Origin of the sequence: Streptomyces sp. SM11, assembly GCF_002910905.1 — a bacterium.
Lineage (GTDB): Bacteria > Actinomycetota > Actinomycetes > Streptomycetales > Streptomycetaceae > Streptomyces.
This window is the reverse complement of the sequence record NZ_NEUE01000300.1, coordinates 6,911-27,342: the sequence shown is the minus strand read 5'-3', so window position 1 is coordinate 27,342 and position 20,432 is coordinate 6,911. Positions and strand designations below refer to the sequence as shown.

The 20,432-nt window shown below is 71.9% G+C and carries 17 protein-coding genes and 2 tRNA genes; 14 read left to right on the top strand and 5 right to left on the bottom strand.

Annotated features, from left to right (window positions below):
• The first annotated feature begins 38 nt into the window (after nucleotides 1–38).
• Entirely contained in the window at nucleotides 39–494 is a 456-nt protein-coding gene (locus B9S58_RS34155; protein ID WP_103535763.1) for a TIGR02611 family protein, read from the top strand.
• A gap of 54 nt (nucleotides 495–548) precedes the next feature.
• Nucleotides 549–620, top strand: a tRNA-Val gene (locus tag B9S58_RS34150).
• Between the two features lie 139 nt (nucleotides 621–759).
• Here B9S58_RS34150 and B9S58_RS38340 read toward each other — a convergent pair.
• Entirely contained in the window at nucleotides 760–3,522 is a 2,763-nt protein-coding gene (locus B9S58_RS38340) for an SCO7613 C-terminal domain-containing membrane protein (RefSeq protein WP_181009551.1), read from the bottom strand.
• A 139-nt stretch (nucleotides 3,523–3,661) separates the two neighbouring features.
• Here B9S58_RS38340 and B9S58_RS34140 point away from each other — a divergent pair.
• Nucleotides 3,662–3,733: transfer RNA gene (locus B9S58_RS34140), tRNA-Val, on the top strand.
• Between the two features lie 66 nt (nucleotides 3,734–3,799).
• Here B9S58_RS34140 and B9S58_RS34135 read toward each other — a convergent pair.
• The gene (locus B9S58_RS34135) at nucleotides 3,800–4,525 is read right to left on the bottom strand and encodes a 3'-5' exonuclease (protein ID WP_103535762.1); all 726 of its coding nucleotides are present in this window, start codon (nucleotides 4,523–4,525) and stop codon (nucleotides 3,800–3,802) included.
• 227 nt (nucleotides 4,526–4,752) lie between these two features.
• Here B9S58_RS34135 and B9S58_RS34130 point away from each other — a divergent pair, with 227 nt between their 5' ends.
• The 3 genes from B9S58_RS34130 (at nucleotide 4,753) to thrS (ending at nucleotide 8,778) form a co-directional block, all read left to right on the top strand.
• Nucleotides 4,753–5,349, top strand: coding sequence for a DUF4365 domain-containing protein (locus B9S58_RS34130; protein ID WP_103535761.1), 597 nt, complete (start codon nucleotides 4,753–4,755; stop codon nucleotides 5,347–5,349).
• Nucleotides 5,349–6,602 carry a hypothetical protein gene (locus B9S58_RS34125; protein WP_103535760.1) on the top strand — a complete coding sequence of 418 codons (1,254 nt, stop codon included), beginning with the start codon at nucleotides 5,349–5,351 and terminating at the stop codon, nucleotides 6,600–6,602. The genes B9S58_RS34130 and B9S58_RS34125 overlap by 1 nt, the downstream gene beginning before the upstream one ends.
• Before the next feature lie 199 nt (nucleotides 6,603–6,801).
• Nucleotides 6,802–8,778 (top strand): threonine--tRNA ligase, encoded by a 1,977-nt coding sequence (gene thrS, locus B9S58_RS34120; RefSeq protein WP_103535759.1) that lies wholly within the window; start codon nucleotides 6,802–6,804, stop codon nucleotides 8,776–8,778.
• Nucleotides 8,779–8,808: 30 nt separating this feature from the next.
• Here the strand turns inward: thrS and B9S58_RS34115 are convergent, their stop codons facing one another.
• The gene (locus tag B9S58_RS34115; RefSeq protein WP_103535758.1) at nucleotides 8,809–9,486 is read right to left on the bottom strand and encodes a potassium channel family protein; all 678 of its coding nucleotides are present in this window, start codon (nucleotides 9,484–9,486) and stop codon (nucleotides 8,809–8,811) included.
• A 66-nt stretch (nucleotides 9,487–9,552) separates the two neighbouring features.
• Here B9S58_RS34115 and B9S58_RS34110 point away from each other — a divergent pair, with 66 nt between their 5' ends.
• The gene (locus B9S58_RS34110) at nucleotides 9,553–10,128 is read left to right on the top strand and encodes an HIT domain-containing protein (protein WP_103535757.1); all 576 of its coding nucleotides are present in this window, start codon (nucleotides 9,553–9,555) and stop codon (nucleotides 10,126–10,128) included.
• 53 nt (nucleotides 10,129–10,181) lie between these two features.
• Here B9S58_RS34110 and B9S58_RS34105 read toward each other — a convergent pair whose 3' ends face one another.
• Nucleotides 10,182–11,852, bottom strand: a complete 1,671-nt coding sequence (locus B9S58_RS34105; RefSeq protein WP_103535756.1) for a hypothetical protein — start codon at nucleotides 11,850–11,852, stop codon at nucleotides 10,182–10,184.
• Nucleotides 11,853–12,005: 153 nt separating this feature from the next.
• Entirely contained in the window at nucleotides 12,006–14,231 is a 2,226-nt protein-coding gene (locus tag B9S58_RS34100; RefSeq protein WP_103535755.1) for an elongation factor G-like protein EF-G2, read from the bottom strand.
• 299 nt (nucleotides 14,232–14,530) lie between these two features.
• Between B9S58_RS34100 and pgsA the strand changes: the two genes are divergently transcribed.
• From pgsA to B9S58_RS34065, 7 genes are all read left to right on the top strand, one after another.
• Entirely contained in the window at nucleotides 14,531–15,244 is a 714-nt protein-coding gene (pgsA, locus tag B9S58_RS34095) for a phosphatidylinositol phosphate synthase (RefSeq protein ID WP_103535754.1), read from the top strand.
• Nucleotides 15,241–16,164, top strand: a complete 924-nt coding sequence (locus B9S58_RS34090) for a phosphatidylinositol mannoside acyltransferase (RefSeq protein WP_103535753.1) — start codon at nucleotides 15,241–15,243, stop codon at nucleotides 16,162–16,164. The genes pgsA and B9S58_RS34090 overlap by 4 nt, the downstream gene beginning before the upstream one ends.
• Nucleotides 16,161–17,321 (top strand): glycosyltransferase family 4 protein, encoded by a 1,161-nt coding sequence (locus tag B9S58_RS34085; protein ID WP_103535752.1) that lies wholly within the window; start codon nucleotides 16,161–16,163, stop codon nucleotides 17,319–17,321. Before B9S58_RS34090 ends, B9S58_RS34085 begins: the two co-directional genes overlap by 4 nt.
• 67 nt (nucleotides 17,322–17,388) lie before the next feature.
• The gene (locus tag B9S58_RS34080) at nucleotides 17,389–17,937 is read left to right on the top strand and encodes a hypothetical protein (protein WP_103535751.1); all 549 of its coding nucleotides are present in this window, start codon (nucleotides 17,389–17,391) and stop codon (nucleotides 17,935–17,937) included.
• 121 nt (nucleotides 17,938–18,058) lie between these two features.
• Complete coding sequence (gene pdxS / locus B9S58_RS34075) at nucleotides 18,059–18,979, top strand: pyridoxal 5'-phosphate synthase lyase subunit PdxS (RefSeq protein ID WP_018960500.1); 921 nt, start codon at nucleotides 18,059–18,061, stop codon at nucleotides 18,977–18,979.
• A 6-nt stretch (nucleotides 18,980–18,985) separates the two neighbouring features.
• Nucleotides 18,986–19,579: a pyridoxal 5'-phosphate synthase glutaminase subunit PdxT gene (pdxT, locus tag B9S58_RS34070; protein WP_103535750.1), complete on the top strand. Its 594-nt coding sequence runs from the start codon at nucleotides 18,986–18,988 to the stop codon at nucleotides 19,577–19,579.
• A 61-nt stretch (nucleotides 19,580–19,640) separates the two neighbouring features.
• Nucleotides 19,641–20,393, top strand: coding sequence for a YebC/PmpR family DNA-binding transcriptional regulator (locus tag B9S58_RS34065; protein ID WP_026242063.1), 753 nt, complete (start codon nucleotides 19,641–19,643; stop codon nucleotides 20,391–20,393).
• Nucleotides 20,394–20,432: the final 39 nt, after the last annotated feature.

Here is a 20,432-nt window from a genome sequence, read left to right as displayed (position 1 = left end):
ATTCCGGTGACGAAGACAGGTCGGGTAAGTTGAGCTTCATGAACGCGGAGAGTGACGAGCGGAGTGAGGTCGCCGAGAAGGCGGCCCCGGCATCCGCCACGGGGGAATCGGACCGGGCGGAACGCGAGCTGGGCTCGCGGGCGCCGGGTTTCATCAAGGCATCAAAAGCACTCCACCTGAGCTGGCAGGCCGGCGTTTTCATCGTCGGGCTCGGCGTCGTGACCGCGGGCGTGCTCATGCTGGTGCTGCCCGGCCCCGGCTGGCTGGTGATCTTCGGCGGCATGGCGATCTGGGCGACCGAGTTCGTCTGGGCCCAGCTGGTGCTGCGCTGGACCAAGCGCAAGGTCACCGAGGCGGCGCAGCGGGCCCTCGATCCCAAGGTCCGGCGGCGCAACATCATCCTCACCACGGTGGGGCTCGTGATCATGGCGGTGCTGGTCGGGATCTACGTCTGGAAGTTCGGGCTCACCATGCCGTGGAAGATCAGCGAGTAGCCCGGGGACGGTCCTGGAGCACCGCTGACATGGGGTAATGTTTGCGGTGCGCCCGGGCGATTAGCTCAGTGGGAGAGCGCTTCGTTCACACCGAAGAGGTCACTGGTTCGAACCCAGTATCGCCCACCCGGACAGAGGGCCCGGGAGACGGAATCCGTCTCCCGGGCCCTCTGCGTTGCCCGGCCCGCTTTTGCCCGGACCGGGAGGCGCGGTTTCCGTCCGGCCCGGGAGCCGCCGTGAACAGCGGCCCCCGGATCGGCGCGGCTCACCGCATCCGCCCCAGCGCGTCCTTCAGCCGGCGGGCGTCGCGCAGCCGCTGCTCGTACGTCGCTCCCACCATCAGCAACAGCAGCCCGGCCAGGGCCGGCGGCAGCCAGCGGGGGAGCGCCCCCGCCACCTGCAGCACGTACGGTGCCAGCTCGTGCAGCCCGTCCAGCGCCAGCACCGCCCCGCCGAGCAGCAGCAGCGCCTGGAGGCGGTAGCGCGCGCCCAGCAGCGTGACGACCAGCGCCGCCACCCCCAGCAACAGCGGCCGGAGCCAGTCCGTGTCGGTCCAGGCGACCGCCAGGCTCGGCAGCAACGTCGCCGCGAGCCCCGGCCCGTACGCCGTCCACGAGGACGCCTCCGGGTCCCTGCGCCGCCGCAGGACCCCGACCACCAGCGCGGGCACGGTCACCGGCAGCGTGTACGCCTCCGGGAACGACACTTCCGAGGCCGCCAGCCGCACCCAGGTGGCCAGCACGAACAGCGCCGCCGCCAGGTAGCCCGCCGCCGGCCGCCGCTCGGGCCGCACCGCCGCTCCCGCCGCCAGCACCCCGCACAGCGCCAGCACCAGGGCCAGGAACGGCTCGTCGGACACCGCGAGCCCCACGGCCACCAGTGCACCCGTCGCGCCCGTCAGCTCCACCGGCAACGCCGTCGGGTTCCGCCGCAGCCGTGCCCCGAGCAACACGGTCAGCGCGGGCACCACGAGCAGCAGCGGCGCGGCCTCGTGCGGGGCGAGCCCCAGGGACCGGCCCGCGAACCCCGTCAGCACGGTGGCCCAGACCACCGCCGCGACCGCGAACACCGCGCGCGGCACCTCGGCCCTGGGGGGTGTCTTGTCGATCATGGCCGGGTCCGCGACGCCTGGCACGGCACCTCGCGGCGTTGCCGAAACGCCCGAATCGCTCCGCGATGAGGACGTTCCAGCGCCTTGCGATGCACCGCACCAGACGCCGCGGCCTATCCGACCCTGATCGACAAGGCACCCCCCAGCCCGGACCGCCGCCCCGGCGAACAGCACCGCCAGCGTGCCGAACACCGCGTAGGAGGCCCCCTCGGACGCCAGCGACAGCACCCCGACGCTCACCGCCCCGGACACCGCCGCCACCAGCGCGGTCACCGGCACGGCCGCCGTCGCGTCCCGGTCGCTCCCGGTACCCCGGACCGCCAGGGCGAGCAGACCGCCCACCAGAGCCGTCTCCCCGGCCACCGCGAGCGCGTAGGGCACGTCCAGCAGGGCCCCGGCCAGCAGGAACGCGCCCCAGCCGAGTGCCACCGCCCCCGCACCTACGGCCCCGCGAACGGCTGCCCCGGAAGGCCGCCTGCGGGCACCGGCCCCACCGGCGGTGTACCAGGGCACCCCGGCACCGGGCGGCGCCGTCCAGGCCGTGCCCGGCGTACCAGCCGCCGTGTCCGGCCCGGGTGTCTCCACCCGTGCGGCCAACGGCGCGGTGATCCGCACGACCGACGGCCACCACCGGTACGCCGACCCCAGCAGCCCGGCCACCAGGGCGAGCACCACCGGGGCCCCGGCCTGCTCCGGCCACGGCAGCGTCGACCCCAGCGCGGACCGGAAGCCCTCCGGCGCCCCCGCCCACACGTCCGACAGCAGCGTCACCGGGCCCAGCAGCACCGTCGCGAGCGGCGGCAGCGTCCACACCAGGGCCCAGGCCGCCACCGCCCCCGACGCCGCCAGCACCCCGCGGGTCGCGTTCCTCGGCAGCCGCGTCCGTACGACCGCCATCAGGGCGAGGCCGCACAGCAGGTACGCCGGCATGTGCCAGGCGTCCGGCACCGCTGCCACCGGTACGCCTCCCACCGCGGCCACCGCGGCGAGGCCGACCACCACGCCGCCCAGCTGCGCGAACCCCTTGGGCGCGCGCCAGGCCCCGGCCAGGGCCGCCGCCGCGGCCGCCAGCAGCACCGCGCCCGGAGCCACCGCCCCGAGCGGACCGGAAGCCGTCATGGACAGTGCCAGGCCCACCAGCAGGGCGGAGAAGCCCATCACCGACCCGCCGACGCACGCCGTGACCCGCACCCCGGTGCCCTTGCCCCGCAGCGCGATCGTCCCGTCCAGCACCGCCGTGGCCAGCAGCGCCCACCCGACCACCAGCGCCGGTGCGCCGGCGGCCCACGCCCAGAACAGCAGCGGCCACTGGGCCAGCACCACGGCGGCCGGCAACGGCAGGCGCAGCTTGCCCAGCGTCAGCCCGTACGCCGTCCACAGCGCCGCGAGCACCACCGAGGCGACGGCCGTGAAACCGAGCCCGTCCGTACCGGGCGCGGCCACCGCGTGGACCGCGTAGACGTCCAGCAGCGTCAACACCAGGGCCAGGGCCGCCAGTGCCTCGGCGGTGGCGGCCAGCTTCCGCCGCAGCAGCACCGCCGGTGCGATCAGCGCCCCCAGGGTCATCGCGGCCAGCACGGCCGACCGGCCGCCGATCCCCATCGATCCCCAGCTCACCAGCGTGAACGCGACGGCCGCGATGGTCAGCAGCAGGCCGCCCAGGGTCAGCAGGACGTTCTGGGCGCTGCGCGGGGCGGACGGCTGCTTCGGCACGTAGCCCCACGGCTGCGAGGGGGCGCCGTGAGGTGCGCCCCAGCCCGACGGGTTCCAGCCCGGGGCGGCCGTCGGCGCGGGCGGCCGCAGCGCGGCGAGCAGCCAGGCACGCCGGGTCAGCAGCTGGGCCCTGCGGGCGTCCAGCTCGGCCAGTTCTCGGTCGAGGCGGGCCAGTTCCTCGGCGGGCGGGGGCACATGTTCCATGTACGGGAGTGTGGCCCCGGCCATGCTGCCCGTACATGCGCTCGGATACTCACTTCCCGGCCACGACGTCCTGAGTAGAGCGCTACCGGAAGGAGTTTGAACGAAGCCCACGGAGCCCTGTATGGTTCAACCCGTTCCCGGGCGATTAGCTCAGTGGGAGAGCGCTTCGTTCACACCGAAGAGGTCACTGGTTCGAACCCAGTATCGCCCACCGGGGAAAGCCGGTCCGCCAGCATCACGCGGACCGGCTTTCGCATGTCCCACCCCCTCGACCCCCTCAAGCCGCCGCGGGCAGTTCCGGGCGCAGCGGCCACGCGGGGTCCACCGCCTCCGGCGTCCCGTTCTTCGCGAACCACGCCTCCAGGCCACGCGCCTGGGCCGCGTGCCAGGTCGCCTGGAGGGTGTGCAGCTCGGACGGCGACAGCCGTTCCATCCGGGCCGAGAAGCGCCGGCACACCGCCCGCACCAGCTCCAGCGAGGCGGTGGCGTCGGCCGCCGCGTCGTGGGCCCCGTCGAGCACCACCTCGTAACGCGCGCAGAGATCGGTGAGCGTGCGGCGGCCCTTGCGGTAGCGGTCCAGGTGTTTGTCCAGCACCCGCGGATCCACTACGCGCATCGGTACGCCGTCCAGATAGCCGGCCAGTGACGATGCCCGGTGCCGCCTCAGCTCCCGGTCCAGCAGCGTCAGGTCGAAGGGGGCGTTCATCACGACCAGCGGCCGGCCCGTCGCGCAGCTCTCCGCCAGCGAGCGGGCCATCTCGTCCATCACCGGGGCGGGCCAACGCCCTTTGCGCTGAAGGTGATCGTCGGTCAGACCGTGGATCTCGGTCGCCCCGGGCGGGACCGGAACCCCCGGATTGACCAGCCAGCGGGTGACGCGGACGCGACCGCCCGCGGTGTCCTGCGCGACGAGAGCGGCCGAAACGATCCGGTCCTGCTCGACGTCCACGCCTGTCGTCTCCGTGTCAAAAGCGGCCAGTGGCCCCTCGAACCAGTGCATCATCCCCGAACTCCTCGCACCTGCACGGCAGATGGAATGATTCCTCTGCCCGATATCGGTGATACCCGGGCTGTTTGCCTGATACGCCGTTTGCGGGCGGTCCGATGCGGTGACAACACAGTTGAGACGTACGGAAGTTACCTCCGACGTCCGTCGATCCGCCCAGCCCACGACACCCCGCCGGCAGGCCACCTGCCATCGATCGGCACGCCCGGAAGGCACACGGAGCCATGGCGCTCGCGCAGCCCGACCCCGGGGGACCCACCCGCGCCGAGGCCTTCGGGCCGCGGCTGCCGCGGCAGCCGGACGCGCCGCTGCGCGGCTCCCTCGCCACCACCGCCTGCATGGAGACCCTTCAGGTGGGCTATCTGCACGCCGTCGCGGCGGCGGCGGGATGCTCGCTGTCCCAGCCCTTCCCCGACAACGGCATCGACTGGCACGTCAGCCACGGCGCCCCGGCCCACACCGTCGACGACGAAGTGACCATCAAGGTGCAGCTCAAGTGCACCTACCAGATACCGCCGCACCCGGCGGGCGGGGCGTTCTCCTTCACGCTCGACAACGCCCACCTCGTCAAGCTCGCCCGCAGCCCGGTGTCGGTGCACAAGATCCTGGTCGTGATGCTCGTGCCCCGCAGCCAGGACGACTGGCTGCGCGCCGGGCCCGGGAGCCTCGACCTGCGCCACTGCTGCTACTGGACCAACCTGGCCGGCCACGCGGTGACGGGCCGGCACCGGACCACTGTGCGCATCCCGACCTCGCGGATCTTCGACGACCGCGCACTCTGCGACATCATGGCCCGGGTCGGGGCCGGAGGGAGACCCTGATGCACCGGTCGATGGACGAGCCCACGGGCGGAGCGGGACTGCCCGCCGCCCGCTCGCATCCCCCCGCCCGTCCCGGGCCGCGGCCGGTCGCCGTGGCCGGTGCGGAGCTACCCGATCCCGCCGTTCTCGCCGCCCTCCTGCGCCGGCACGGCTGGCAGCGGCGCGGGGGAGCACCGGGACGGTACGGCCGCTGGACCCCGCCCGGATCCGCCGCCGGGGCGACGAGCCTGCTGGTGCCCGAGAGCGTGGCCTTTCCCGACAGCGGGGAGCTGATCGAGGAGGCCCTCGACGCCCTCGGCCGCAGCGCCGACCCCTCCGCCCGCGACGTCCTGGTCTCCCTCACCGTGCCCAGCGACGAGATCCGCTGGTGGCGCGAGGTCCCCGATTCGGTGGCAGCGGCCGCGGGCGCCTCGGGCTGGACCGAGGCGGAGGAGCTGCGCTCGGCCGCCCGGCAGGTCCTCATGGCCGGGGCCCTCGCGGCCCGCGGCCGGGCCGGCTACCACGGGGCCCGGCACCGCAGGAAGGCGCGGGCCGCCCTGGACGACGCCCTGATCGGGCCCGGAGCCGATGGCCGGGGCCTCACCGCGTACGTCCCCGTCTCCTCCGGACGCGCCGTCGCCGTCCGGCTCTGCCACGCCCTGCACGCCACCCGCGAGGCGGTGGACTACCAGCGGGCCACCGGCGGCATGGAGGCCTTCGACAGCGCGGTCGCGGCGGGCGTCGGCCGGGAGCTGACCGAGGCGCTGATCGCCCTGGTGTGCGGCACCGAGGGGGCCGGGATCGACCTGCGGTGGGCGCCCGCGGCGGGCACCCCGGACGGCTGCCCGGTCCGCCCCGCCCCCGTCGAGTTCTCCCCGGGTGACCTCCCGGCCCTGCGTGCCGCCGGAGCCCGCTACCTCCGCGACGAACCCGCTGTGCAGGTGCGGCTGACCGGCGCGGTGGTCCGGCTGCGCCGCTCGGGGCCGCGCGGTGCCGGGATCGTACGGCTGCGGGTGCTGGCCGGGGCCGAGGTCGCGCACGTCCGTGTGGAGCTGGACGAGGAGGCGTACCGCATCGCGGGCCACGCCCACCTCGTGGGGCTGCCGCTGCAGGTGGAGGGGCGGCTGGAGAACCGGGGCGGCTTCCGGCGGCTCACCGGGGCCTCGCAGGTCGCGCCCGTCCAGGTCGACGAGGCCGAACGGGACCGGCTGATGAAGGCCCTCCAGGAGAACGTGGACTTCTTCGAGGAGGCGTGCGCGGGGGAGGAGCCGTAGGGCCTGTCGTTCGGATCATGCCGGGCTCGCGGGCCCCGGCACGCGCATCTGCTGCGTTGTCGTGTCCCTGATCCAGCCTGATCCGAACGCCGGGCCCCGGCCCCACCAGGAAGGCGTTCGCGTCGGGGGCGTACGGCTCGGTACGATTCGCATTGCTTGGCCATGTGAAGGCAGGCGCCCCCTCAGACAGGAGAGACCGGTGTCAGACGTCCGTGTGATCATCCAACGCGATTCCGAGCGGGAAGAGCACGTGGTGACGACGGGCACGACGGCCGGCGAGCTCTTCCCCGGTCAGCGCACCGTCGTCGCCGCGCGTATCGGCGGCGAGCTGAAGGACCTCTCCTACGAGCTCCGGGACGGAGAGAGCGTCGAGCCGGTGGAGATCTCCTCCGAGGACGGTCTCAACATCCTGCGCCACTCCACCGCGCACGTCATGGCCCAGGCCGTGCAGGAGCTCTTCCCCGAAGCCAAGCTCGGCATCGGCCCGCCGGTCAAGGACGGCTTCTACTACGACTTCGACGTCGAGAAGCCGTTCACGCCCGAGGACCTCAAGGCCGTCGAGAAGAAGATGCAGGAGATCCAGAAGCGGGGCCAGAAGTTCTCGCGTCGCGTGGTCTCCGACGAGGATGCCCGCGAGGAGCTGGCCGACGAACCGTACAAGCTGGAGCTCATCGGCATCAAGGGCTCGGCCTCCTCGGACGACGGCGCGGACGTCGAAGTGGGCGGCGGCGAGCTGACCATCTACGACAACCTCGACCCGAAGACCGGTGACCTGTGCTGGAAGGACCTCTGCCGGGGTCCGCACCTGCCCACCACCCGGTTCATCCCGGCGTTCAAGCTGATGCGCAACGCCGCCGCGTACTGGCGCGGCAGTGAGAAGAACCCGATGCTCCAGCGCATCTACGGCACCGCCTGGCCGACCAAGGACGAGCTGAAGGCGCACCTGGAGTTCCTGGAGGAGGCCGCCAAGCGCGACCACCGCAAGCTCGGCAGCGAGCTGGACCTCTTCTCCTTCCCCGACGAGATCGGCCCCGGCCTCGCGGTCTTCCACCCCAAGGGTGGCGTCATCCGCCGGGCCATGGAGGACTACTCACGCCGCCGTCACGAGGAGGAGGGCTACGAGTTCGTCTACAGCCCGCACGCCACCAAGGGCAAGCTCTTCGAGAAGTCCGGCCACCTGGACTGGTACGCCGACGGCATGTACCCCCCCATGCAGCTCGACGACGGGGTGGACTACTACCTCAAGCCGATGAACTGCCCGATGCACAACCTGATCTTCGACGCGCGCGGCCGCTCCTACCGCGAACTGCCGCTGCGCCTCTTCGAGTTCGGCACGGTGTATCGCTACGAGAAGTCGGGCGTCGTGCACGGCCTGACCCGCTCGCGCGGCTTCACGCAGGACGACGCGCACATCTACTGCACCAAGGAGCAGATGGCGGAGGAGCTCGACCGCACGCTCACCTTCGTGCTGAACCTGCTCCGTGACTACGGGCTCACCGACTTCTACCTGGAGCTCTCCACCAAGGACCCGGAGAAGTACGTCGGCTCCGACGACACCTGGGAAGAGGCCACCGAGACGCTGCGGCAGGTCGCCGAGAAGCAGGGTCTGCCCCTGGTCCCCGACCCGGGCGGCGCCGCGTTCTACGGCCCGAAGATCTCCGTGCAGTGCAAGGACGCCATCGGCCGCACCTGGCAGATGTCGACCGTGCAGCTCGACTTCAACCTGCCGGAGCGCTTCGACCTGGAGTACACCGGCCCGGACGGCTCCAAGCAGCGCCCGGTCATGATCCACCGTGCCCTGTTCGGCTCCATCGAGCGGTTCTTCGCCGTGCTCCTGGAGCACTACGCGGGCACGTTCCCGGTCTGGCTCGCCCCGGTCCAGGCCGTCGGCATCCCGATCGGCGACGCCCACATCCCCTACCTCCAGGAGTTCGCAGCCAAGGCGCGCAAGCAGGGGCTGCGGGTGGACGTGGACGCCTCGTCCGACCGGATGCAGAAGAAGATCCGCAACCAGCAGAAGGCCAAGGTGCCCTTCATGATCATCGCTGGTGACGAGGACATGGCCAACGGCGCCGTCTCCTTCCGCTACCGCGACGGTTCGCAGGAGAACGGCATTCCTGTCGACGACGCCATCGCCAAGATCGCGAAGGCCGTCGAGGACCGAGTACAGGTCTGATCCGACCGGTGGGAGACGGCCCCCGGAGCGCTACCCGCGCTCCGGGGGCCGTTTCTCGTCCTCCCGGGTGAACACCTGGATCAGCCAGGACGAGAACGACCCCGTGACCGCGCCGAGCAGCGCCAGACCGCCGGCCATCAGCCCCGCCGCGACCGTCCGGCCCCAGAACGTGACCGGGGCGGCGTCCCCGTAACCGACCGTCGTGAGCGTCGCGCACGCCCACCACACCGCATCGCCGAAGGTACGGATGGAGGCGTCGGGGGCCGTGTGCTCCAGGTGGTAGACCGCGAGCGCGGCGGAGAAGCCGAGCAGGACGGAGGTCAGGCCCGCATACGAGATCACCCGCGCGTACAGGTTGAGCCGCGGCCGGTCACGTCGTCGCTGCACCGCCGTGTAGACCTGGACCATGCGCAGCGGGCGCAGCAGCGGGAGCAGCAGGACCAGGGTGTCGAGCCAGTGGACGCGGACGAAGCGCGCGCCCGGACCACTGAGCCGCAGCCGCGTCACATAGTCCGCGAGGAAGAGCAGCCAGGTCGACCAGACGAGGATCAGGGCGATGTCGTTCCAGGGCTCGGCCTCGTGCGGGGTCAGCACCCGGACCGCGTACCCCGCCAGGAAGAGCAGCCCCGCGGCGAAGAGGGGAACCTCCGTGCGTTGCTCCCAGCGGATCAGCCGGGCGGGTGCCTCCGGGGCGGATCGGTCGCTCATCGCCTCAGCATCGCGGGCTGCCGGGCGGTGCGGCCCCGGCGACACGCTCCGCCGGGGTGACGCAATATGCTGATCGGCATGACGAGTGAGCCGGAGCAGCAGATCGGCGTGGGGACGCCCGACGCGTTTCAGCGTCTGTGGACGCCCCATCGGATGGCGTACATCCAGGGCGAGAACAAGCCGGACGGCCCGGGTGCCGAGGACGGCTGTCCGTTCTGTTCGATCCCCGCGAAATCCGACGTGGACGGGCTCGTCGTGGCACGCGGGGAGCACGTCTACGCGGTGCTGAACCTGTATCCGTACAACGGCGGCCACCTCATGGTCGTTCCCTACCGGCATGTGGCCGACTACACCGAACTGGACGGCCCGGAGACGGCGGAGTTGGCGGACTTCACCAAGCGGGCGATGGTCGCGCTGAGGGCGGCCTCCGGGGCGCACGGCTTCAACATCGGCATGAACCAGGGCTCGGTGGCCGGGGCCGGGATCGCCGCACATCTGCACCAGCACCTGGTGCCGCGCTGGGGCGGAGACACCAACTTCATGCCGGTCATCGGCCACACCAAGGTGCTGCCCCAGCTGCTGGGCGACACCCGGGCGATGCTGGCCGACGCCTGGCCGACGGGCGAACTGCCGGCCCGCTGAGCGCGTGCTGTACGGGGGAGGGGAGGCCCGGCCGGGCCTCCCCTCCCGTCCGGCTACGCGTCGTAGACGTCGGCCTTGCGCGGGGCCGAGTCCTGAACGAGGCCGCTCAGTACCATCGAGCGGTTGTCGAAGCGCTCCGTGTCGACGCCGTTCTCCGTGAGGACGCGCATCGCCGCCGTGTGGACGGCCCGCAGCACCGGGGTGGCGGCGCGCATCGCGTCGTCCGCCATGAAGCGGTGGTTCCACGGCTTGGCCGCCCAGGCGTGCCGCAGCCCGAACGGCTCGGGCAGCACTATCTTCCCGCCCAGGTAGTCCAGCAGCGGCGGATACCAGGTGAGCGGGGCCCGCAGGGCGAGCCGCACGACCTCCTTGGCGTCCACGAGGGCCAGTTGGACGTCCCGGGTCTCCCAGAAGCGGACGGTCTTGTTGACCGTCTTCTTCTTCGCCGCCGGCTTGGAGAGGAACAAGCCGTGGACGGGCCCCAGCGCATGGCCCGTGACCTCGATGCGCAGGGTCTCGTGGAGCACGGTGACGGTGATCATCATGGTGATCACCAGCTGGCCGTCCCACAGGGTGAACTGGACGCCCAGATAGTGCCGGTCACCGCTGCCGAACTGCTGGTGGTTGCAGATCCGCTGTATCTCGTGGGGCTTCACCTGGAAGGTGGCGACGTCCTCCCCCTCGGGGCGCGTGACGGAGTCGGCGTTCTCCCCGATGGGCGAGACGACCCAGTGCTTCACGGACGGCTTGGGGAAGCCGCCAGTGTTCAGCGGTCCGCGCTCCAGCATCTTCAGCTGGTCGTGGATGATCCGGATCAGGTCCCAGCTGCGGAACTGGTGGATCTCCTTCGCCGGGTCCTTGGGGAGCAGCTCCTCGGCCAGCTGCCAGCTGCCCCAGCGGGTGCCCATCCCGAGGACGCCCTTGGGACCGGCGTAGAAGACGGCGTTCGACTGCTGCTCGGCCGACAGCTTCTCCAGACCCTGGCGCAGGGCCTCCCGCGCGGTCTCGTTGGGGTTCTTCGGCACCGCCTCGGGGATCTTCGCGATCACCCCGGTGCCGGAGAGCAGGCCCTCCCAGCGGGCCCGCATGTCCTTGGCCGAGGTCTCCGCGATCCGCTTGGCGATCAGCCAGCCGATCACCGGGGCGACGAGCGCGCCCCGGAGGTAGAGCGCGAGCAGCCCGTCCAGGGGGAGCTTGACCATCAGGACCGCCGCGCCGATCCCGAAGGCGGCCAGGAGCACCGTGCCGACCGCACGGAACGCCGTGTCCTTGGACTTGTCGAGCACGTCCCGGATCCGGAAGGCGATCACCCAGGCCAGCATGCCGGGCAGGAACAGGACACCGCACACCACGGTCACCAGGGTGAGCCGGGTGTCCCGGGCCTTGCGCAGGTTGTTCGCCGACAGGCAGTGCTCCACCACGGTCTGCGGGTCCGTGCCGAAGGACTGGATGAGCGCCTTGCGGGCGCCGCCGAGCATGCGCTCCTGGACGGCACGGGCGAACGCCTCACCGAGATTCGGCTTGAAGTAGTCGGACTTGAAGAGTTTGGAGGAGCCCGGCTTTACTTCCGATTTGTGCCACTCGCTGTTGGCGTCGAGGATCGTCTCCACCGGACTGTCCCGATACGCCGCCGAGGCCAGGGCGTTGGTCGCCACGCTCTGGCCGCCCGAACCCTGGATCGGGATCTGGGCCCCGGGTGAGAAGTCGAATCCGTCGTTGGCCACCTGTCGCCCCCACTCGCCGCACGTCTGCTCCTGCGGTGTGCCCAACTACCGTACGCGGCATACCTTCTGAGCTGCGACCACAGCGTATCGTCCGGATCGCCGCACCACCTGCCACCGGTGTGGACGCGGGCGGCGTGTGCGACAGTGCGCCGGTCACGCGCCGGGTGCCCCGTCCGCCCGTTCCGCGCGGACCCGTTCGGCGACCTGCGGCGGCATCGCCTCGTGCCGGGTGTAGGCGCGGTCGAAGCGGCCGGTGCCGTGCGACAGGGAGCGCAGGTCCACCGCGTACCGGCCGACCTCGATCTCCGGCACCTCGGCCCGTACGAGGGTGCGCCCGCCCGGATTCTGCTCGGTGCCCACGACCCGGCCCCGCCGCCCCGACAGGTCGCTCATCACCGGGCCCACGTAGTCGTCCGGGACCAGGACGCTCACCTCGCAGACCGGTTCCAGGAGCTGGATACGGGTGTCGGACGCGGCCTCCCGCAGCGCGAGCGCCCCGGCGGTCTGGAAGGCGGTGTCGGAGGAGTCCACCGAGTGCGCCTTGCCGTCCAGCAGCGTGACGCGGACGTCGACCAGGGGGTGCCCGGCGGCCAGCCCCCGGGCAGCCTGGGCCCGCACACCCTTCTCCACCGAGGGAATGAACTGACGCGGCACCGAACCGCCGACGACCTTGTCGATGAACTCGATGCCCGAGCCCGGCGGCAGCGGCTCCACCTCGATCTCGCAGATCGCGAACTGTCCGTGCCCGCCCGACTGCTTGACGTGCCGTCCGCGCCCGGCCGCCCGCCCGGCGAACGTCTCCCGCAGCGGCACCCGGTGCGGCTCCGCGTCGACCTGGACGCCGTAACGGTTGCGCAGCCGCTCCAGGGCGAGCTCCTGATGGGCCTCGCCCAGGCACCACAGGACGACCTGACCGGTGTCCGGGTTCTGTTCGAGGCGCAGCGTGGGGTCCTCGGCGACCAGTCGGGCCAGGCCCTGCGACAGCTTGTCCTCGTCCGCCTTGCCGTGCGCCCGTACGGCCAGCGGGAGAAGCGCGTCCGGTGTCGACCAGGGCTCGATCAGGACGGGGTCGCCGACCGGGGAGAGCGTGTCGCCGGTCTCCGCCTCGCCGAGCCGGGCCACGCACGCCAGATCGCCCGCGACGCACCGGTCCAGGGCGTGCTGCCGGCGGCCGAACGGCGAGGTGAGCGCCCCGACGCGGATCTCCGCCTCGTGACAGGGGCGCGGCGCGTGCCCCGTCGCGGTCAGGCCGTGGCCGCACAGGTGCACGGAGTCGTCGGGACGCAGGGTGCCGGAGAAGACGCGGACCAGCGAGACCCGGCCCACGTACGGGTCGGAGGCCGTCTTGACGACCTCGGCGACCAGCGGACCCTCCGGATCGCAGACCGGAGCGGTCCGAGGCTTGCCCGACGGGGTGGTGACGACGGGCGGAGTGCGCTCCAGCGGGGTCGGGAAGCCGCGGGTGATCAGCTCCAGCAGCTCCACGGTGCCGATGCCCTGGCGGGCGCCCTCGGCCGCCGGGGCCGCGGTGAGGACGGGGTGGAAGGAACCCCGGGCGACGGCCTGTTCCAGATCGCCGATCAGTGCCGCGACGTCGATGTCCTCGCCGGCGAGATAGCGGTCCATCAGGGACTCGTCCTCGCTCTCGGCGACGATCCCCTCGATCAGCCGGTCCCGGGCCTCCCGCAGCGGTTCCTCCTGGTCGGGGGCGGGCGGCAGCTCGGCGCGTTCCCCGGAGGAGTAGTCGAGGATCCGCCGGCTCAGCAGCCCGGTGAGCCCGGTCAGCGGGGCGTGCCCGTCGGCACCCTCGGGCCCCAGCACCGGCAGGTACAGCGGCAGTACGGCGTCGGGGTCATCGCCCCCGAAGGCCTCGGCGCAGATCCGGTTCATCTCCCGGTAGGAGGTGCGGGCGGTGTCCAGGTGCGTGACGACGATCGCGCGCGGCATGCCGACGAGCGCGCACTCCTCCCAGGCGGCCCGGGTGGTCGCGGCCACGGACGCCGCGTCCGTGGCCGCGGAGACGACGAAGAGGGCCGCGTCCGCCGCACGCAGACCGGCCCGCAACTCCCCGACGAAGTCCGCGTAGCCGGGGGTGTCCAGCAGATTGATCTTGCAGCCGCCCCAGGCCACCGGGACCAGCGAGAGCTGTACGGAACGCCGTCGGCGCTGCTCGATCTCGTCGTAGTCGGAGACGGTCGCCCCGTCCTCGACCCGCCCGGCCCGGTTCACGGCGCCCGCCGTCAGGGCCAGCGCCTCGACCAGTGTGGTCTTGCCCGATCCGCTGGGGCCGACCAGCACCACGTTCCGTACGGCGGAGGGGTGGCCGGCCGTCGGTGCTCCTCCGGCGGCCCCGGGGTGTGCGTGTGCCTTGTCGCCCATGATGCGTGCCTCCCGGTCGATGGCGCGGTGCGGGGGAGGGCGACCGCGCGCGGAGCAGCGGTGGTCACGGGCACGGGGAGGCCGCCGCGGCGGCTTCGGCGACGCCCGCGGTCCTTCGAGCTTGGCACCGGAGCGGGACCGCGTCCATACGTCGCGCACGCGCGCCGTCCGGCCGGTGCGGGAAGCCCGCGTGACGCCCGGCGGCGGGTGCCCGTCAGGTGGAAGGCACCGGTGGTGACTACGATGGGCCAGCCGGTGGCCGTAGGGGCCGCTCGGCCAACCGAACCCTCGGGAAGGCCATGCTGAACAAGTACGCGCGTGCATTCTTCACGCGTGTCCTCACACCGTTCGCCGCTCTGCTGCTCCGCCTCGGGGTCAGCCCCGACGCGGTCACTCTCATCGGCACGGCCGGAGTGATGGCAGGTGCGCTGGTCTTTTTCCCGATGGGGGAGTTCTTCTGGGGCACGATCGTCATCACGATCTTCGTCTTCTCCGACCTCGTCGACGGCAACATGGCGCGGCAGGCCGGGATCTCCAGCCGGTGGGGCGCGTTCCTCGACTCGACGCTGGACCGGGTCGCCGACGGGGCGATCTTCGCCGGCTTCGCCCTCTGGTACGCGGGCAGCGGCGACGACAACATCCTGTGTGCCGTCGCGATCTTCTGCCTGGCCAGCGGCCAGGTGGTCTCGTACACCAAGGCGCGCGGCGAGTCGATCGGCCTGCCGGTCGCGGTCAACGGCCTCGTGGAGCGCGCCGAACGCCTGGTGATCTCGCTGGTCGCCGCCGGTCTCGCCGGACTGCACGCGTTCGGTGTCCCCGGTATCGACGTCCTGCTGCCGATCGCCCTGTGGATCGTCGCCGCGGGCAGCCTGGTGACGTTGATCCAGCGCGTGGTGACCGTACGCCGCGAATCCGCCGAGGCGGACGCCGCGGAGGCCGCCGCCGGGGGACAGGCCGCCGCGGACGCGTCCTCCACCGGTTCCGCCGGCCAGGGGAGCGAGGCCGACCGGTGAGCGCCGGCGCGTCCGACCTGAAGGGCCGGATCACCGACGGGCTGTACGGGCTGGGCTGGAGCGCCGTCAAGAAGCTGCCCGAGCCCGCCGCCGCCCGCCTCTTCCGCACCATCGCCGACCAGGCGTGGAAGCGGCGCGGCAAGAGCGTGCTGCGCCTGGAGTCGAACCTGGCCCGGGTCGTCCCCGACGCGGGGCCGGAGCGACTGGCCGAGCTGTCCCGCGCCGGTATGCGCTCCTACATGCGCTACTGGAGGGAGTCGTTCCGGCTGCCGACCTGGACCCCGGAGCGCATCAAGGACAGCATCGACGTAGCCGACGTGCACCACCTCACCGAGGGCTTGGACGCCGGAAACGGCGTGATCATCGCCCTGCCGCACCTGGGCAACTGGGACCTCGCGGGAGCCTGGGTCACCACCGACCTGAAGGTCCCCTTCACCACCGTCGCCGAACGCCTGGAGCCCGCGACGCTCTACGACCGGTTCGTCGCCTACCGCGAGGGCCTGGGCATGGAGGTCCTGCCGCACAGCGGCGGAGCCGCCTTCGGCACCCTGGCCCGGCGGCTGCGCGCGGGCGGCCTGATCTGCCTGGTGGCCGACCGGGACCTGTCCGCGTCCGGCGTCGAGGTGTCGTTCTTCGGCTCCACCGCGCGGATGCCCGCGGGCCCGGCGCTGCTCGCCCAGCAGACGGGCGCGCTGCTGCTGCCGGTGACCCTCTGGTACGACGGCACACCGGTGATGAAGGCGCGCATCCACCCGGCGGTCGAGGCGACGCGGGAGGGCACCCGCGCCGAGCGGACCTCCGCCATGACCCAGGCACTGGCCGACGCCTTCGCCGATGGCATCGCCGAGCACCCGGAGGACTGGCACATGCTCCAGCGGCTCTGGCTGGACGACCTGGACCCCCGGGGGGAACCCACGTGAAGATCGGCATCGTCTGCCCGTACTCCTGGGACGTGCCGGGCGGTGTGCAGTTCCACATCAGGGACCTGGCCGAACACCTGATCCGGCTCGGCCACGAGGTCTCCGTCCTGGCCCCCGCCGACGACGAGACACCGCTGCCGCCCTACGTGGTCTCGGCGGGCCGGGCCGTTCCCGTCCCGTACAACGGCTCCGTCGCCCGGCTGAACTTCGGCTTCCTGTCGGCGGCCCGGGTGCGGCGCTGGCTGCACGACGGCACGTTCGACGTCATCCACATCCACGAGCCGACCTCACCGTCGCTGGGCCTGCTGGCCTGCTGGGCGGCGCAGGGGCCGATCGTGGCCACCTTCCACACCTCCAACCCGCGTTCCCGGGCGATGATCGCCGCGTACCCGATCCTCCAGCCCGCGCTGGAGAAGATCAGTGCTCGGATCGCCGTCAGTGAGTACGCCCGGCGCACGCTGGTCGAGCACCTCGGCGGGGACGCCGTCCTCATCCCCAACGGCGTCGACGTCGGCTTCTTCGCCAAGGCCGAGCCGAAGGCCGAATGGCAGGGCCGGACCCTCGGCTTCATCGGTCGCATCGACGAACCCCGCAAGGGCCTGCCCGTCCTGATGAAGGCGCTGCCCGCGATCCTCGCCGCCCACCCCGAGGCCCGGCTGCTGGTCGCCGGGCGCGGTGACGAGGAGGAGGCGGTGGCCTCGCTGCCGAAGGAACTGCGCGAGCGAGTCGAGTTCCTCGGCATGGTGAGCGACGAGGACAAGGCCCGGCTGCTGCGCAGCGTCGATGTGTACGTGGCCCCCAACACCGGCGGTGAGAGCTTCGGCATCATCCTGGTCGAGGCGCTGTCGGCCGGAGCGCCGGTGCTGGCGAGCGACCTGGAGGCCTTCGCGCAGGTGCTGGACCAGGGCGCGGCGGGCGACCTGTTCGCCAACGAGGACGCCGACGCGCTGGCCGCCGCCGCGATCCGGCTGCTGGGCGACCCGGAGCGCCGGGCCGGACTGCGCGAGCGCGGCGAGGCCCATGTACGGCGCTTCGACTGGGCGACGGTGGGGGCCGACATCCTCGCGGTGTACGAGACGGTGACCGACGGGGCCGCCTCGGTCGCGGCGGACGAACGCCCGGGGCTGCGGGCCCGGTTCGGACTCGCGCGGGAGTGAGCCCCGGGGAGCCCGTTCCTGACGGGGGTGCGGGCCGGGGCCTCCGGCGACGGTAGCGTGTGGGCCCGTGACCGTAACCCTCATCGTCTGGATCGTCCTCGCCCTCATCGCGGTCGGCGTGTACCTCAGCTGGACCGCCGGCCGGCTCGACCGCCTGCACTCCCGGATCGACGCCGCCCGCGCCGCCCTCGACGCCCAACTGCTGCGCCGCGCCTCGGTCACCCAGGAGCTGGCCACCTCCGGCGTCCTGGATCCGGCCGCCTCGATCGTCCTGTACGAGGCCGCGCACGCCGCCCGGCAGGCCGAGGAGGACCACCGCGAGGTCGCCGAGAGCGAACTGAGCACCGCCCTGCGCGCCGTCTTCGGTGAACCGGCCCAGGTCGAGGTGGTGAAGGAGATCCCCGGCGGCGAGGAGGCGGCCACCGAACTGGCCGCCGCCGTACGCCGCGTCCCCATGGCCCGGCGCTTCCACAACGACTCCGTGCGCGCCGCCCGCGCCCTGCGCCGGCACCGTACTGTCCGGCTCTTCAAGCTGGCCGGGCACGCGCCGTTCCCGCTCGCCTTCGAGATGGACGACGCCCCGCCGGTGGCTCTCGCGGACCGCCCCGGCACCTGAGTCGGGGAACGGTCCAGGGCCAAAACGATCCACGCCCTGCCCATTGGCCCTTGCTGTGGACTGGTCCCACAGCGTTTGCTCGGCGATGCAGTATCCAGCGTCTTAAACCGAGTGAGGTCCCGTGTCCACGCTTCCCAGCACCCCGCAGTCCGCCGAGTACCCCGCAACCGGCACCGCCCGCGTCAAGCGCGGCATGGCCGAGCAGCTCAAGGGCGGCGTGATCATGGACGTCGTCGACGCCGAGCAGGCGAAGATCGCCGAGGACGCGGGCGCCGTGGCCGTCATGGCCCTGGAGCGGGTCCCCGCCGACATCCGCAAGGACGGCGGCGTGGCCCGGATGTCCGACCCCAACATGATCGAGGAGATCATCGGGGCCGTCTCCATCCCCGTCATGGCCAAGTCCCGCATCGGCCACTTCGTCGAGGCCCAGGTGCTCCAGTCCCTCGGCGTCGACTACATCGACGAGTCCGAGGTCCTGACCCCGGCCGACGAGGTCAACCACAGCGACAAGTTCGCCTTCACCACCCCCTTCGTCTGCGGCGCCACCAACCTGGGCGAGGCCCTGCGCCGGATCGCCGAGGGCGCGGCCATGATCCGCTCGAAGGGCGAGGCCGGCACCGGCAACGTCGTCGAGGCCGTCCGCCACCTGCGCCAGATCAAGAACGAGATCGCCCGGCTGCGCGGCTTCGACAACAACGAGCTGTACGCCGCCGCCAAGGACCTGCGTGCTCCGTACGAGCTGGTCAAGGAGGTCGCGGAGCTCGGCAAGCTGCCGGTCGTGCTGTTCTCCGCCGGTGGCGTCGCCACCCCCGCCGACGCCGCGCTGATGCGCCAGCTCGGCGCCGAAGGCGTCTTCGTCGGCTCCGGCATCTTCAAGTCCGGCGACCCGGCCAAGCGCGCCGCCGCGATCGTGAAGGCCACCACCTTCTACGACGACCCGAAGGTCATCGCGGACGCCTCCCGCAACCTGGGCGAGGCCATGGTCGGCATCAACTGCGACACGCTGCCCGAGTCCGAGCGCTACGCCAACCGCGGCTGGTAACCACTGATGAGCGACACCCCCCTGATCGGTGTTCTGGCTCTCCAGGGCGACGTACGGGAGCACCTGATCGCCCTGGCCTCGGCGGACGCCGTGGCCAGGCCGGTCCGGCGCCCCGAGGAGCTCTCCGAGGTCGACGGCCTGGTCATCCCGGGCGGCGAGTCCACCACCATGTCCAAACTGGCCGTGCTCTTCGGCATGATGGAGCCGCTGCGCGAGCGGGTCCGGGCCGGGATGCCGGTCTACGGCACCTGCGCCGGAATGATCCTGCTGGCCGAGAAGATCCTCGACCCCCGCTCGGGTCAGGAGACCGTCGGCGGCATCGACATGATCGTGCGGCGCAACGCCTTCGGGCGGCAGAACGAGTCGTTCGAGGCGGCGGTCGAGGTCGACGGGATCGACGGCGGTCCCGTGGAGGGCGTGTTCATCCGGGCGCCCTGGGTCGAGTCCGTCGGAGCCGAGGCCGAGGTCATCGCGGAGCACGGCGGACACATCGTCTCCGTACGGCAGCGAAATGTCCTCGCTACGTCGTTCCATCCCGAACTGACCGGCGATCATCGCGTACACGCTCTGTTCGTGGACATGGTGCGCGCGGTGAACTGAGCGGACCCCGGTAGGATCTCTCGGGTTCGACTCGATTTTGGTGACGCGAAGGAGAAGGCAGATGTCCGGCCACTCTAAATGGGCTACGACGAAGCACAAGAAGGCCGTGATTGACGCCAAGCGCGGCAAGCTCTTCGCGAAGCTGATCAAGAACATCGAGGTCGCGGCGCGTTCCGGCGGCGTGGACCCCGACGGCAACCCCACGCTCGTCGACGCCATCCAGAAGGCGAAGAAGAGCTCCGTCCCGAACAAGAACATCGACTCCGCGGTCAAGCGCGGTGGCGGTCTCGAAGCGGGCGGCGCCGACTACGAGACGATCATGTACGAGGGTTACGGCCCCAACGGTGTCGCGGTGCTCATCGAGTGCCTCACGGACAACCGCAACCGTGCCGCTTCCGACGTACGTGTCGCGATGACCCGGAACGGCGGCTCGATGGCCGACCCGGGCTCCGTCTCGTACCTGTTCAACCGCAAGGGCGTCGTGATCGTGCCCAAGGGCGAGCTGGGCGAGGACGACGTCCTCGGCGCGGTCCTCGACGCGGGCGCCGAGGAGGTCAACGACCTCGGCGAGACCTTCGAGGTGGTCAGCGAGGCCACCGACATGGTCGCGGTGCGCACCGCGCTCCAGGAGGCGGGCATCGACTACGACTCCGCCGAGGCCAACTTCCTGCCGACCATGCAGGTCGAACTGGACGAAGAGGGCGCCCGCAAGATCTTCAAGCTCATCGACGCGCTGGAGGACAGCGACGACGTGCAGAACGTCTTCGCCAACTTCGACGTGTCCGACGAGGTCATGGAGAAGGTCGACGCCTGACGGCACGGCCGGCAGGGCGGACACGGCCCCGTGCGACGG